Source organism: Vibrio sp. JCM 18905 (assembly GCF_055393305.1).
In genome coordinates this window covers 208,379-223,428 of the sequence record NZ_AP043878.1, presented here as the reverse complement: position 1 = coordinate 223,428, position 15,050 = coordinate 208,379, and the positions used below count along the sequence as shown (strand labels likewise).

At 44.7% G+C, this 15,050-nt stretch carries 10 protein-coding genes; 8 read left to right on the top strand and 2 right to left on the bottom strand.

Going from position 1 to position 15,050, the window contains the following annotated elements; genetic code table 11:
- Positions 1–12: 12 nt before the first annotated feature.
- The gene (locus tag ACZ5ZC_RS00880; RefSeq protein ID WP_464931648.1) at positions 13–1,644 is read right to left on the bottom strand and encodes a sigma-54-dependent Fis family transcriptional regulator; all 1,632 of its coding nucleotides are present in this window, start codon (positions 1,642–1,644) and stop codon (positions 13–15) included.
- Positions 1,631–4,303: a type VI secretion system ATPase TssH gene (gene tssH / locus ACZ5ZC_RS00875; protein WP_257897984.1), complete on the bottom strand. Its 2,673-nt coding sequence runs from the start codon at positions 4,301–4,303 to the stop codon at positions 1,631–1,633. Before tssH ends, ACZ5ZC_RS00880 begins: the two co-directional genes overlap by 14 nt.
- Positions 4,304–4,758: 455 nt before the next feature.
- Between tssH and ACZ5ZC_RS00870 the strand changes: the two genes are divergently transcribed.
- The 8 genes from ACZ5ZC_RS00870 (at position 4,759) to tssA (ending at position 15,047) form a co-directional block, all read left to right on the top strand.
- Positions 4,759–5,277 carry an Hcp family type VI secretion system effector gene (locus tag ACZ5ZC_RS00870; protein ID WP_005373415.1) on the top strand — a complete coding sequence of 173 codons (519 nt, stop codon included), beginning with the start codon at positions 4,759–4,761 and terminating at the stop codon, positions 5,275–5,277.
- Positions 5,278–5,349: 72 nt separating this feature from the next.
- Positions 5,350–7,428 (top strand): type VI secretion system Vgr family protein, encoded by a 2,079-nt coding sequence (locus ACZ5ZC_RS00865; protein WP_161442446.1) that lies wholly within the window; start codon positions 5,350–5,352, stop codon positions 7,426–7,428.
- A gap of 2 nt (positions 7,429–7,430) precedes the next feature.
- Entirely contained in the window at positions 7,431–7,913 is a 483-nt protein-coding gene (locus ACZ5ZC_RS00860; protein WP_054867477.1) for a hypothetical protein, read from the top strand.
- A 111-nt stretch (positions 7,914–8,024) separates the two neighbouring features.
- Entirely contained in the window at positions 8,025–9,344 is a 1,320-nt protein-coding gene (locus tag ACZ5ZC_RS00855; protein WP_464931647.1) for a hypothetical protein, read from the top strand.
- The gene (locus ACZ5ZC_RS00850) at positions 9,325–10,317 is read left to right on the top strand and encodes a DUF2169 family type VI secretion system accessory protein (protein WP_464931646.1); all 993 of its coding nucleotides are present in this window, start codon (positions 9,325–9,327) and stop codon (positions 10,315–10,317) included. Before ACZ5ZC_RS00855 ends, ACZ5ZC_RS00850 begins: the two co-directional genes overlap by 20 nt.
- On the top strand, positions 10,310–11,254 hold the full coding sequence (locus ACZ5ZC_RS00845; protein WP_464931645.1) for a hypothetical protein: 945 nt from the start codon (positions 10,310–10,312) through the stop codon (positions 11,252–11,254). The genes ACZ5ZC_RS00850 and ACZ5ZC_RS00845 overlap by 8 nt, the downstream gene beginning before the upstream one ends.
- A 237-nt stretch (positions 11,255–11,491) precedes the next feature.
- Positions 11,492–13,492, top strand: a complete 2,001-nt coding sequence (locus tag ACZ5ZC_RS00840) for a serine/threonine protein kinase (RefSeq protein ID WP_464931644.1) — start codon at positions 11,492–11,494, stop codon at positions 13,490–13,492.
- Complete coding sequence (gene tssA, locus ACZ5ZC_RS00835; RefSeq protein WP_464931643.1) at positions 13,479–15,047, top strand: type VI secretion system protein TssA; 1,569 nt, start codon at positions 13,479–13,481, stop codon at positions 15,045–15,047. The genes ACZ5ZC_RS00840 and tssA overlap by 14 nt, the downstream gene beginning before the upstream one ends.
- The last annotated feature ends 3 nt before the right edge of the window (positions 15,048–15,050 follow it).

The window sequence follows — 15,050 nt, the reverse complement described above, 5'->3', positions numbered from 1 at the left end:
TTTTAAGCCCCATCAACTAGCTGCAGAAATATCGTATTTCTTCATCTTATGGTTGAGAGTGCTCATTGGCAGCGCCAATTGCTCAGCGGCCTTCTTGGTGTGCCAATTGCAGGCATTTAAGCAGTCGATGATCACAGTACGCTCGTATTGGCTAACGACGTCCTTAAGGCTCTTTGAAGCGTCTTCTAAATCCGCTTGTGCCTGCCGCTCGTAAGCAGGTTGGTCTGGGGTAGGTGAGGCTGCTTTCATGTCGATATTTGGCACATCTTCTGGGATTTGTTCGCCAAACTCAATGTGAGTAATGGTTTCAAAATCGGACAGTAGCACCGAGCGCTCGATGATGTTTTTCAGCTCACGTACGTTACCTGGGTAAGGGTACGCAAGAAGCTGTTTACGCACGTTGGCACTTAACCCCGGTGCTTGCGGCAAACCTAGCGTGTTGGTTGTGTGTTGCACGAAATGTTCAGCAAGGGGAATAATGTCCGACTTGCGTGCTCTCAGTGGTGGTAATGTAATAGGGAACACATTCAAGCGATAGAACAAATCGGCACGGAATCCGCCATCTTTGATTTGCTGCATGAGGTTACAGTGCGTTGCCGCGATAACGCGAACGTCCACTTCAATCTCTTTGCTGGTACCGATAGGGCGAACTTTGCGTTCTTGCAGTACACGCAGTAACTTTGCCTGCAGTAGCATTGGCATATCGCCAATTTCATCTAGGAAAAGCGTGCCGCCGTTGGCTGCTTCAAACAAACCGACTTTGTCTTTGTCCGCGCCAGTGAATGAGCCTTTCTTATGGCCAAAGAGTTCTGACTCTAATAACTGCTCTGGGATTGCGGCACAGTTCTGTACGATCAAAGGTTGTTCTGAACGATTAGAGTTTTCGTGAATGTATTTAGCGATCACCTCTTTACCAGCGCCTGTTTCACCACGCAACAGAACGTCGACAGGAAGAGATAGCACCTTATCAAGACGATTCAAGACATTGAGCATTTCTTCGCTCTCTGCAATAGGACCTTGATAGGCTTTCTTAGTACGTTTTTTGAGCTGAGTGTTCTCGCGCACTAGGGCTTGATTGTCGGCATTGAGATTTTTAATCACTTGCCCATATTGCTCTAACCACACAGCTTGGCGAATATTACTCGCGGCCATTCGACAAAACTCAGTCAAGGCTGCTTCGTTGTCGATGACGTTCAAATCGAGTAAGACTAACAGTCCAATGGTTTTGCTTTCGCTATCAATCAAAGGCCAAGCCAATAAGTTCTCGCTTTTTAATCCCAGTGTCTGCTCAGTTTGATAGATGCTTTCGCAGTCATAGCCGTTGTACTTATACAACTCGTTAATCAATACCACTTCACCATTACGAATGGCAAAGTTAAATGGGTCGTTCTCACTGGCTGAGTCTAACTGTAATGCTTCCCAAGGGTGGGAAACAATCGTTTTATCGTTATGGTGAGCGGTACTTGGAATCAACGCTTGCCCAGTCTGGTCCAAAACATAAATGATGCCGTGCTTTGCGAGGGTCATTTGTCTCGCCGCGGTCAACACAGCATCCAATGTTTGGGTAAGCTGGCTGCGATCAGCCAAAGACTGACTGATCGCAAGTAGGGCGTTACTAAGTTCGCTATGGTTAGCTGAACGCATAGGTTAGTGTTCCTTGCTCATCGACAGACACTTCGATTTGCGTATGTGAATCATCCTTGTCATGCACCAATAGCTGAGTCGATAGTTGCGGCAGCAACTGACGGTTGATGACCGCGTCGATATTACGCGCGCCTGTTTCAGCAAGGCGACAGTTACCTAATACGAACTCAACCAAGCTTTCTTCGTAGCTTAGCGACAACTTGTGATGGCTCTGTAGACGCTGAGAAACTTTGTTCAGCTTGTGGTGAATAATTTCTGTCATTGCTTCATCAGACAGAGGAACAAATGGTAGTACTGACATACGTGCCAACAGCGCCGGCTTGAAGTGTTGGTTCAAAGTAGGGCGGATAGCTTCTGCGATGATGTTTGCATCAATGTCTTTGGATTGATGAACCAAAGATTCAATCTCGTGCGTCGCAAGGTTACTGGTCATGATGATCAGCGTGTTCTTGAAGTCGATGGTGCGACCTTCGCCGTCGTTCAGCGTGCCTTTGTCGAACACTTGGTAGAACAGGTTCAACACTTCAGGGTCGGCTTTTTCCACTTCATCAAGAAGTACAACAGAATATGGACGTTGACGAACCGCTTCTGTCAGCATGCCGCCTTCACCGTAACCTACGTAACCCGGAGGTGAACCAATTAGGCGAGATACGGTGTGCTTCTCTTGGAACTCAGACATGTTAATGGTCGTCATAAAGCGCTCACCACCAAACATTTGATCAGCAATCGCACGAGCTGTCTCGGTTTTACCCACACCACTTGGGCCAACCAGCAGGAATACGCCTGTCGGTGCGTCTGGGTTACCTAGGCCGGCTTTTGCGGTTTGAATGCCTTCAGACAGTGCATCGATAGCGTATTCTTGGCCTTTGATACTTTGTGTTAGGCTTTCTTTCAGTTTTAGCGTGGTTTCTGCTTCGTCTTGAAGCATCTTACCCATAGGAATACCAGTCCAATCCGAGATCACGTGGCTGACTTCATCTGGGCCCACTTCAAAGTGAACTAGTGGGTTGCCATTGCGGATCGCGTCTAACTGTTCTTGGCAGGCTGAAATTGCAATGCGAACGGCTTCTTCATCCATTTCTGCATATGGAGAAGAGTCTTGTTCTGAATCTTCGTCTGCAACAAGCTCTTCTTCATTTGTTTCGCCAAAGACCAGTTCATGCAAGCGGGAGCGTAGAGCAATCATCTCTTGGATCTGCTCCTTTTCTTTGTGCCATTGCGCTTCTTGTTGTGCTAGCTCTTCTTTCGTTGTTTCCATGGCCAGTTTTAGGTCTGGAATGTTAGCAAGGCTGTGCTTGTCGCCAGTTTGCTGCAGAGCATCACGCTCAAGTGCTTCAAGCTCGCGCTGTTGAGCTGCAAGTTCTTGTTGCAGTGTCTCTACAGAAGCAGGAATGGCATTAAGGCTGATGTTCACTCGTGCACACGCCGTATCTAGTACATCGATCGCTTTGTCTGGCAGTTGACGGCCAGAGATGTAACGCGCAGACAGTGCTGCCGCAGCAGTGATAGCGTCGTCACGCACGTAAACGTTATGTGATTTTTCATAAGCAGGGCGCAGACCACGAATGATCAATGCTGCTTGTTCAGGAGATGGTTCGTCGAGTTTCACCAATTGGAAACGACGTGCAAGAGCAGGATCTTTCTCGAAGTACTTCTTGTATTCCGACCATGTTGTCGCAGCGATGGTTTTGACTTCACCACGTGCTAGAGCAGGTTTTAACAAGTTTGCCGCGTCGCTGCCGCCTGCTTGGTTACCACCGCCAACAAGGGTGTGTGCTTCATCGATGAAAAGAATGATAGGAGTTGGTGAGTTTTTCACTTCATCCAATACTGCGTTTAGGCGTTTTTCGAATTCGCCTTTTACGCTTGCACCAGCTTGCAGAAGACCCATGTCCAGGCCGTAAAGCTCAACACCTTTGAGGTTGTCTGGTACGTCACCTTGTACAATCTTAAGTGCCAAGCCTTCTACTACTGCGGTTTTACCAACGCCCGGTTCACCAACAGCAATAGGGTTGTTTTTACGGCGACGAGCAAGAATGTCCACGATTTGGCGGATTTCTTGGTCGCGGCAGAAAACAGGGTCGATTTCGCCTTTGCGTGCTTTACCAGTGAAGTCTGTGGTGAATTTGCTCAGTGCTGAACCATCTTCACGAGCTTGTGTTTTCTCTGAAGTAGCAACTTGCGCCTCAATAGAGTGGCTTGTTAGCTCTGCAAAGTTACGCTTAAGGCTGTCAGGGTTTACTGCTTCAAGGATAGAGGCGTAACCATGTTGGCCGTAACGGAGAGGGTTGCTAACAAGAGTAAGGAGTAGGGCGCCAGAGCGGATTTGTGTTTCGGATAGATCTAAAGAAGAAACCAGCCAGCTTTCTTGTAACCATTCGATTAATAAAGCAGAAAAAACAGGTTTGCTGCCATTTCCTTTGGCGTTGGTGTCGAGTGTAGATCGAACCGATTGTCTTAATAAGTTCTCAGAACAATCAAAATGACTTAATAAGACGTCAAAATCACTATTTGGCCTTTCTAATAGACTCAGTAAATAATGCTCAATTTGAACTTCGTTTGCTTTTTCAGAGACTGCAAGTGCAGCGGCGTCTTCTAATGCTACTTTTGCAATCGGGTGTAGACGCTGAATTAATGAAGAAAGGTTTATATTTATCATAGCCATTTTATTCTTTAGAGGAAAAGAGTAGCGGCTATTATACTAAAAGTGATTGCGTTCTTTTTTTATCAAGATATTTTGACTATCGTTTGTTGGTTATTTTTAATGATTATTGTGACATTAATGTTTGTGGTTATTTTAATGAGGTTGTTATTCTAAATTAATTGATAGTAAAAGTGTCGGATTTATTAGTTTTAATGACTTTATTTACACAGTTTTATATGGTTATTTTCACTTTTTAAAATTAGAACAATTTATTATTATCTTAATCCAACTTTTTGGTTTTTTATCCAATAAATTGTACTCAAGATATTAGTGAATAATGCCTTAGTTTGTTTAAATCGTTGTTTTTGTTGTGTTTTTAAAGTTGGCACGGACTTTGATTATACCAAGTAGTCGCGGTGATAAGCGATTTGGTGATTTAAACAAAACAGATTTTAGAAAAGGAAATAGCGATGCCAACTCCAGCATATATGTCTATCCAAGGTGAGACTCAAGGCCATATTACTAAAGATACTTACTCTGCAGATTCAGTAGGTAACACATGGCAAGAAGCTCACGTTGATGAGTTCCTAGTACAAGAACTTGATCACGTGCTAACTGTTCCACGTGATCCACAAAGTGGTCAGCCAACTGGTCAACGTGTACACCGTCCACTTGTTGTAACTAAAGTTCAAGATCGCTCATCTCCACTACTATTCAACGCACTAGTATCTGGCGAAAAACTTCCTGAGTGTGTGATCCGCTTCTACCGTACTTCAGTTCAAGGTAAACAAGAGCACTACTACTCAATCAAATTGATTGATGCGCTACTTGTCGATATCCAAACTCGTATGAACCACTGTCAAGACGCAGCAACAGCTGACCGCGTGACAGAAGAAGTGCTTAAGTTCACTTACCGTGCGATCGAAGTAACTCACGAAAACTGTGGTACTGCGGGTAACGACGACTGGCGTGCTCCACGCGAAGCTTAATTGCTCGTCGCGTAAAGATTCAGGGCCAACGATTGTTGGCCCTAATTCGATTATTTGTATCAGGTAAAAGATATGGTGAATGACGTAGAATTTAAATTTGAAGTGCCTGGATGTGGGCATGAATTTCGGGTTGAGAGCTTTCATGTTCATGAAGAGTTATCTAAGCCTTTCCACATCAATCTCTCATTACTTTCACTTGATCCAGATATCTCGTTCGATGAGTTAATACGTAAAGCTGGAACATTGACACTTTACGGACAAGGTGTTGGGGCTGCGCGTGTGTTCAACGGCGTGGTGAATGAAGTTCGTTACTTAGGGACTGGACGTCGTTTTTCGCGTTATCAATTAGTTTTAGTTCCTCAAGCTTGGTTCTTATCTCAGCGCCAAGATTGTCGTATTTTCCAGCAAAAGTCAGCGCAAGACATCATCACAGAAGTACTCGATGATGGGGCAGTCACCGATTACCGATTTGAAGTGTCGGGTACTTATCCTCCAAAAGAATACGTTCTGCAATATCGTGAGTCTGACTTGCACTTCGTGCAGCGTATGATGGCTGAACACGGTATGTGGTATTACTTTGACCATAGCGATTCAAATCATACGATGGTCATTGTTGACAGTAATGACGCGATTGCACCTTTGATAAGCTCGCCACTAAATGCTTCATACATTGGGCCGATTGTTTATCATGCCGATGGTGGCGGTGTTGCCGATCGCGAACATATCTCTGATCTCGAGGTAGTTAACCGCGTTAGAACGGGACAGGTTACGTACACAGATTACAACTACGAACACCCTAAAATTCCACAAGAGATGACACAGGCTGGCGAGCTCGACCAAGATCTCAAGCAGTTTGATTATCCTGGACGATACGTTGACCCGCTGATGGGCCAAGTGAGAACCACGGAGTGGATGTCGGAACACATAGTCGATAATCAACAAGTGGAAGCAACGAGTGACGTAATGCGCTTAGCATCTGGTTACAGCTTTAACGTCAGTGACCACCCACGTTCTGAGATTAACCGCGATTACCTCATGTTGTCTGTAATGCACACAGGGCAAGATCCGCAAGTGCATGAAGATGAAGCGAGTGGTATGCCAACCACTTACTACAACCAGTTCTCATGTATTCCACGTGATGTGGTTTTTAAAGCGCCTAAACTAGCAGCACCAGTGGTTGATGGCCCTCAAACGGCGGTCGTTGTAGGACCAGAAGGTGAAGAGATTTACACCGACAAACTTGGTCGAGTGAAAGTACAGTTCCATTGGGATCGCTATGGCGATAACGATGAACATTCAAGTTGCTGGATCCGCGTAAGCCAATCCATGGCGGCGCCAACTTGGGGCGCAGTGTACTTGCCGCGTATTGGCCATGAAGTCGTAGTGACTTTCCTTGAGGGGGATCCAGATCGTCCGTTAGTTACGGGCGCAGTTTACAACGGTTTGCATTTCCCACCGTACTCTTTGCCAGAAAATAAAACTCGTACCACGTTCCGCACGCAAACGCACAAAGGAACAGGTTACAACGAGTTGAGTTTTGAAGACGAAGCGAACCAAGAAGAAGTCTATATTCACGCTCAAAAAGATATGTCGACCAAGGTGCTCAACAACCGTTACCGTGATATCGGTCAAGATGAGTTCTTAAAGGTTGCACGTCACCAAACGAATGAAGTTCACGGTGACCATAAAGAAACCATTCATGGGCATAAAACGACACAAGTAAACAGTACGTTTACCGAGACAGTCGAGCAAGACGTTACCGTCACATACAACGCGAATGAAGCTCAGTATGTGAAAAACAATTCTGACTTAGAAATTGGTGATAACCGTACGACTAAGATCGGTAAAAATGATGATTTAGATATTGGTGAAAACAGTAACCTTACTATCGGTGCATCTAAGAGTTCAGACATTGGTGCGGATGATAACCAGACGGTTGGTGGCAACTTAACGGTATCAGTGAAAGGTAACACCGCTTATAAAGCCGATGGTGCGACGCAAATTATCAGTGGCGACAAGATTGTATTGAAAACGGGTGGTTCCTCTTTAGTGATGAACAGTGATGGTTCAATAAAGTTATCAGGCTCGGCTATTACGATCGAAGGCAGTGACAAAGTCGTCGTGAAAGGTGGCAACGTAGTGGTTAACTAACAATGGAAAAACAACCTCTTACAACAGAAGTAATATCAGAGCAGCAAGCCGAATCAACGGCTTGCTTTTCGCGTTTTGGAATAATAGTGGCTATCAATGAGTCTACGGGCAGTGTGCGAGTTGATTTTGATGGTAACCCATTTAAGCAGCCACTCACTGCGAGACTAGGACGTGGCTTTCGTCGTTCTGAACTGCAAATGGCTATCGATAATCGATTAAGTTGTCGAGTTGAGTTTTTGAACGACGACTTAAGCTTGCCTCTTGTGACGGACATTTTCTTCTCTATTCTGGATGACTCTGATGAGTTTGTACTGCGAGCGAAGAAGATGGTGATCGAGACAGAACAAGAGTTGATAGTCAAAAGTGGTGAGACAGAAACTCGCTACAGCGGGCGTGATGGCCGTATTACAACTAAAGCGAAGTACGTCACTTCTCAAGCAGAAAAAGCACAAAAAATTCAAGGCGGAACGATCGCAATTAACTAATTACCTCGCGTTAGCTAATGGTTTTGTGTTAACAAGTCACGCCGAGTGAGCTAATTACTTCGAGTTAACTAATTGCAATCGCGTTATGGCACGCTAATAACGGATAACTAGATGCGACAAAGAATCGGTGTCGAGCACCTAAAGGCACCCATAACCAATCAAGAAGTCGAAGGCGCGTTAGCAAAAGCTGAGCGTGCTGTGAACGATCTTTCCCAATTGCCAGTAACGTGGCTGGATTTCTGTAATGAAAAGCTGTCCATTGCTTCTGAAAGTATCGGGTTTTTAATCAGGCAGCGAGTTCAAATTCACAAAAGGGGTTATCCAAGTCGTGAGTTGGAGTATCTCAAACTGATCGAACGCCAAATTGAAGAACTGAAGCAAGTGTACTTGTCGTTTTATCGATTAGCGCCGGGGTTGATTCATCAATTAAGAGGCCAGGAGCCAGAAATCTACGGCTGGCTGATGCTACAGGGCGAGTTGGGCTCAGAGTTGGAGAACCTTTTGTGTGGACTGAGTTTGCTCGAAGATATTGACGCTAAAACTGCAATGGTCATTGCCGTACAATCTCCGGTTGAGTCTATGGATAGCACGCTTTCGGAGCTTATTGAGGGTAATGCGACATCCAGTGCGTTTTACTTTGAATGCTTACGTGTCCGCCAGACATTAAGTGTTTCTCTCATCAAGCGCTGGCACAAAGCCAGCATCATTAGCTCTCATGTTGCTTTGCCACTACTCGCTTTACAAGACGTGAAAGAGGGGATTGATTGGCTCAATGACAATGCAGGCAGCGAACAATATCTATTTGAACGTTTGATTACCAAACGTGACAGAGGCACTTGGTTCCGTCAGAGCTTTGGCATCGAACCAAATGGATTACCATCAGCGCAAGTGCTCACTTATGCCAAGTTGCTTGAGTTAAAAGAGTTTGAGGCGTTTGATATCTCTTCTTCATTAGCACCTGTTGATTTTGCGCTGAGTGGCGATTGGAAACTGGTGCCCCAAATCATCGAGCACTTGGAAAGTCTGGAGGAAGCTGAGGGTGAAATTTGGCTTCAAGCCTTGTATGTCGTCTACGGAAAACTTCTTCCTCTGACTCCGCAAGATGTTGGTGTCGAGTATGAATGGGAAGAGGTCGTCGATCTTCTCAATGAGTGGGTGGAAGATGAAAAATATATCCAAAATCTACCAAGCCGCTTGGGTTACGCATTGAGCTTCGAGTCTACGTTAGCTGCGATGCAAGATGCTAACGTTGATGTGCTGTTCCGCGATTGGCTATGGCGTCAACTCTGTATTCAATCCAGAGCCTACGTGCCTTGGGATATGGCAATGCCGATTCATCAACAAGACTGGAACTTTAACAATTTAAAGGCCGCACCTTCTGCGAGCGAACGATTCAACTTAAGGAATAGCAATGCAGTTATGGGATATTGAGGCGCACCCTGAGCTATCACTTAAAGGTCGTTTTCAACGTGACGAAAACGGCGATGAAGTCTGGGTTGTGGTCGCCAAACGCACATGGCAATTCGATGGTGTTGTTTGGCACGAATTAGGTGAAAGTGAAATCTTCGATGATCCTCAATATTTGGGCGAAGAAGGCTTCTCTGCGATGAAAGTTGACCACGAGTTCGCGTATACCAAAGACAACACAGATGTACTTGTTTACGGCAAAGCACGCAGCTACGCGAAAAAGCCAGTGACATACCAAGAGTGTCGCGTGTTGATTGATGGTCATATCGATAAGACTCTCGCTATTTACGGGGAACGCGTATGGGTTGAGCATGCTGGCAGTATCACGCTGAGTAATCCAATCCCATTTATTGAAAAAGACATTGATTACACTTGCGCGGTAGGCGGTGATTTACGTAACCGAATAGGTGGTGGGGTTGCCGACTCCAACAAAGAATTGCTTGAACAGAAAGTACCCTCGGTTTTTTATCCTCGTGAGGATTGGAGTTCCGACGTGAAAAAACTACGCGTTGCGGGGTTCGGGCCCGTGCCTCCGTTCTTTGAGGCGCGCCAGAAGCTGGCCGGCACGTTCGATGACGATTGGATTGAGAATCGCAAGCCAATGTTGCCACTCGATTTTGATAAGCGTTTCTTCCAAAGCGCGCCTATTGATCAACAGTGCAAAGGCTTCCTTCGTGGAGGAGAGCGTTTGATGATGAGTGGCTTTTGTCATGATGACACGCTTTCATTCCGCATTCCTAAAGAGAAATATCGAGCAACTGCCGTTTTTAATAACGATAGCTATCAAGTTGATATGGCGATGTACACCTTATTCGTTGATGCTGAAAAGAAAACCATATCAATCAGTTACACCGCTGCGTTTCCTTGTCAGGGCAAGGAGCACTTGTTGGTGTCGACATCGATCACTAAGTTGGAAGAGGTAAGCGAGCATGCATAATTCAACAGGCCGTTACGTGCTAGGTATGGAAGTGATGACGCCAACCGGTATGAATTTAGATATTGCCAGTGCAGTTTCGTATGCTGATTTAGGAAGATTCGACCAATGTGTAGGGGATGATGGTATCGAGCGCTTTACTTACGCAAAAATCGAATACACCAAAGAAATTGAGCAGTTTGAGAAAACGTGTGAGTTAATAACCCACTTGCTTGATTCATTGTTGGAACAATTGCCGCGTTCTTTAAAGCCGATTCCGTTACTTATAGCGGTGCCTGCGTCTATTTCACTAGTAAAGGTGCAAGAATGGCTTGGTGAAAGTCACTACGCTGAATTTGTCTCTGTGGTGAATGCCGTTCATGCCAGTGGGCCTAGTTTCGTTCTCCAGGCCATGAAATCATTGGATAAATACGATGCCATGATGTGTATCAGTGTCGATTCCTTGGTGAATTCGATGCAAACACTCATCGACGATGCGATGGTAATGAGTACGAATAATCCATGGGGCGTTATTCCGAGCGAGGGTGGGGCGGGTTTAATTCTTTGTCGAAGGAATACCGTAGAAACATTGAAACTTAAGCCTCAAGCGCAGCTTGGCTACATTGATACGGAATTAAACACTTCAGATCGAAGAGGCATGTTTCGACTTGTTCAACGTGCGAGTAAAAAGCTCGATTCATTTGGTGAAGTGTATTCCGATATGACGAACCTTCGCATGCACTCGGAAGATTACGGCTTTGCTCTGGGGGCTAAAGCAGAACGATTCACGAACCCAGAACAACCGCAGCTTATCAATGAGTTGTTGGGCACGATGGGCAGTTGCTCTTCTCTAGCCTTAATCGCCTTTGCGGTCAGAGATCACCATTTTAGGCAACCAACCACGTTGTTAATGTTTGACTTTCATGGTGACAAGGGGATTCTCCAGTTGCTGCAATGTTAGTAGGCACTCATCGATCAAATGGCAATGAAAATACACTCATATTATTAGGTTGAAGTTTGTAACACGAAAAAGCGTATAACTGATGCAGTGAAAGCGTAAGTAAAAAACTCTAATAAGTTAGTAATAATAACTAAAATAATAGGCTTACTGTTTGTTTTAAATACCAACCTTGATACAAGTACGTTCAAGAAAATATTATTCAACTCTAATAATATTTATTCTATGAAAGAGTACTAAGTGTCTAATAATCAGAGTACAGCCAAAGGATATATCGATCAGTTGGTTGTGAAAGCTATTGAGAAAAAGAAACTGAATGAGCAAAGGCTAGCAGAAAAAAATAAGCCAAAGCTTGAGTACGTGCTTTTTTCACAATTTGATGTATTAGACAAGCTTCCCTCTAAAAATGGTAAAACAACCGTTTATCATCTCGCAAAAAAAGGGCAGCCAGAAAAGCAGATCTGTTGCAAAGTTATCAATGATGACTCGCCAGAATTTGCGAGCAAAATGTTGGTTAACGAAGCGAGTCGATTAGAGCTTTCCCAACACCCGAGCGTGGCTAACTTCATAAAAATCGGCAACGAATTCGAACGCCCATATTTGATGTACGAGTGGATCCAAGGTGAATCACTAGCAGAAAAAATGGAGCGCCACTCTTCTAAAGGTTTCCGTCACGACCATATCGCTTGGTTGGTATATCAACTCGCTGGTGCCTTAGAGTTTATGCACACAAGAGGCATCTGCCATCTTGATATTAAGCCATCCAACGTGCTAGTGAGTGAAGGCGATTACGTTAAACTCATCGATTTCGGTGCTGCTCGTTATATTGGAGAAACGGAACCTTACGCAGAAGCAAGCTTGAACTACGCTTCACCTCTTTATATCGAAACTGGCATCGCGGAACCGCAAGATGATGTTTACTCCCTTGCTTTGCTCGCTGGACATTTATTTTTGGGTTCAATATTTGGTGATACTTGGAATAAACAATTAAAAGACCGAAAGCGTCCTGCATTGATCCCGGCTCATATTTGGAAGTTGTTGAAACAAGTCATCAATAAACCAAGAGGGCATGGCTATACCGCTATTTCTTTCGCCCAGCAGTTAGCACGAATCGATACTCAATCGATTAACTCAAATTCTAACGCACCAATTTTCAGTAGCTTGCGTAATGCGGATCTTCTGCTTACACACTGTAAGTCGAATGATAAAACAGCGTACGGACGCTTCAAACTATTGGAGGCGAGTTTAGTGTTGAGTGTGGTGGCAATGACAGGAAGTTATTTGTATCAGCAAAATTCGTATGCATTGGATGCTATTTTTGCCAAAGAAACGACACCTTTAAGTCACACAATCACGCCCACAGATACCGCTTCTTTTTTGGCTGAGCCGCCATGGAAAATCAAAGAAGTATTAGCAAAAAATGAGCAGAGCGTTGATACAACTAAAGCCTACCGAGAAGCGTATCGAGTTCAGCAATTAAGCCTTTCGGGTTTATATAATGAAAAACAGACTCAGTTGAAGTCTTATCAAGCTTTAGCTGATGGACTACCACAGACATTAGTGGATTTACGCAAGGAGCTTGTCACGTTGCGAGAGGAACTCGTTCGTGATGGTGCATTGTTTCCCTATGCGGACGAAACACTGACTAAAGTGATGTCGGGTTTGAATGTCGCCTCTGTTGATTCCATGAAAGTATCTGCCATTGCTGGCAGTCGTGATAAGCAGATTGTTCACTTAATTTTAGATGGTGAAGCTAAGCTCGCAGAAGAAGAAATGAAAGAGGCGTGGTTATTAAACCAGTCACAGGCATATTTCTATAGCCAAATTTTACCAATGAGAGTGATGGAAAATATTAATGACTCCATTGATAAACATGCAGAAGCTCACTTTTATACCAAAGCGATTGAAGAAGCTGAATTAGCCAAAGACTACTTCGGTAATACGCCAGAACTAGAAAAAAAAATAACAGACTTAATCATCGCAAGAAGCGAATTTATTTTGTTTAGTACGGTGATGGAGCAATCCATTTTCGACAAACAGAAATTGCATGAGTCCCTTGCTGATTTAGAAAGAAATGCGCCAAGAAAATTTACAGAAATCACAAAAATTCTAGATAGCATGGCGTCGGATGCGATTAATCAGAGTCATCAGTTTTCTAAGCCTGCAAATGGTGCCATTGCCGTAGCTCGTGCATTGAGAGACTACTTGACTGAAGGAGATGCGAATTTTGTCCAACATTGATACTGATCACCTTCTTAAACCGATTTCTGATGAATCTCCTGCGGGTAACGATGCTCGTTACGAGTTTTGCTATGAAATGATGGAAGCCGAGGTAAAAAAGTTCGGTTCTCTATTTGGCGAAACAGTCGACTGGAATGTAGTAAAAACCAATGCGATGGAAGTGCTCGAGCATCATAGTAAAGATTTAAAAGCACTTTGCTATTTAGTACGAGCGCTTGCAGAGGAATCCGGGCTCAAAGGTTTTGAGCAAGGTCTGAAGCTGCTTAATGAGGCGTTATCTTGCTTCGGTAATGATCTTTACCCGTCACGGAAACGCGGTAGAGACGGTGCGGTGGAGTGGTTGAACCATCAATTTAAATTGATGAGCACTAAGCTTGCGGACAGTGCGCAATCTTGGGAATTAGTTTCAGGCTGTATTTCGGCGATTGAAGAAGTGCAGCGTCAGTACGACGATGTTTACCAAGATTCCGAAGCGGACTTCTTTGAGATTCGCACGCAGCTCAATGTTTTATCTCAACAAGCAGCGGCCGATGACCAGAGCGATGACGCAATAGCTACCATCGAACAAGCGGCACCAGCTACGCAGCCTGCCGCGGTAGAAACGCCAGCACAGAACGACGTTCAAACCGCTTCAGCGAAGATGGTTCCGCCGGCCCCTAAACCTGCGCCAGTTAAGAAAGCCGTAGCAAAAGAAGTCGATGTCGATACAGATTTCTCATCGCCTACGGCTTCAAAACGCACGTTAAAAAAAGTCGCGGAAGTCATGCTTCATGCGAATCCAAGTGATCCGCTGGCTTACCGAATTTATCGTCATCTGACTTGGGATGACATTGATGGTCTACCTGACCACCAAAACGATCAAACGCCATTGAGCTTGGCGGTATCGTCCGATCAACAAGCGGAATACCGCGACAAAGCCAATCAGGAAAGTGACATCGACACGATTAAACGTTTGGAGCGCACGCTAACTGACGCGCCATTTTGGCTCACAGGCCACCATTTCGTGTATTTGATGCTTACTAACTTAGGTTTTGATGACGCAGCACTTGCCGTGAAACAAGAAGTAAAGCGGTTTGTTGAGTCACTGGAGGGCATCGAACGCCTCTCTTTTAAGAATTCTATACCATTTGCAGATGAAGCAACATTGAGTTGGTTGTCTACTCAAGATGCTACTTCATCGGCAGCACAAACTGTCGTACAGACGGTTGTGATCGCTGAAGAAGATTCATTGCTGGTGGAGGATATCACTCTAGAAAATCTAGGGGAATATGCCGCAGAACTCGCCCGCAAACTTGAGCTGGATGGCTCAGGGCGTGGACAGTTCATGCTGTATTTACAATTGATAGCAGCTTACCAGTCTGTTGGATTATACCCGTTGTGTTTGCCGTATCTTGAGAAGGGGTGGGAAGTACAAAATGCGTTTAATCTCGCGAGCTGGGAACCCCACTTATCGTCGCAGTTAGAAGACCTGATTCGAAAAACACTCCATCAGTTATTCAGAAGTAAGGATCTTTTACCTGAGAAGTATGAAGAGTGGAAAGCAATTTATGACTAATTA

Coding starts and splice junctions, on each gene's coding strand:
- ACZ5ZC_RS00880 (WP_464931648.1), bottom strand. CDS start 1,644: ATGCGTTCAGCTAACCATAGCGAACTTAGTAACGCCCTACTTGCGATC.
- tssH (WP_257897984.1), bottom strand. CDS start 4,303: ATGATAAATATAAACCTTTCTTCATTAATTCAGCGTCTACACCCGATT.
- ACZ5ZC_RS00870 (WP_005373415.1), top strand. CDS start 4,759: ATGCCAACTCCAGCATATATGTCTATCCAAGGTGAGACTCAAGGCCAT.
- ACZ5ZC_RS00865 (WP_161442446.1), top strand. CDS start 5,350: ATGGTGAATGACGTAGAATTTAAATTTGAAGTGCCTGGATGTGGGCAT.
- ACZ5ZC_RS00860 (WP_054867477.1), top strand. CDS start 7,431: ATGGAAAAACAACCTCTTACAACAGAAGTAATATCAGAGCAGCAAGCC.
- ACZ5ZC_RS00855 (WP_464931647.1), top strand. CDS start 8,025: ATGCGACAAAGAATCGGTGTCGAGCACCTAAAGGCACCCATAACCAAT.
- ACZ5ZC_RS00850 (WP_464931646.1), top strand. CDS start 9,325: ATGCAGTTATGGGATATTGAGGCGCACCCTGAGCTATCACTTAAAGGT.
- ACZ5ZC_RS00845 (WP_464931645.1), top strand. CDS start 10,310: ATGCATAATTCAACAGGCCGTTACGTGCTAGGTATGGAAGTGATGACG.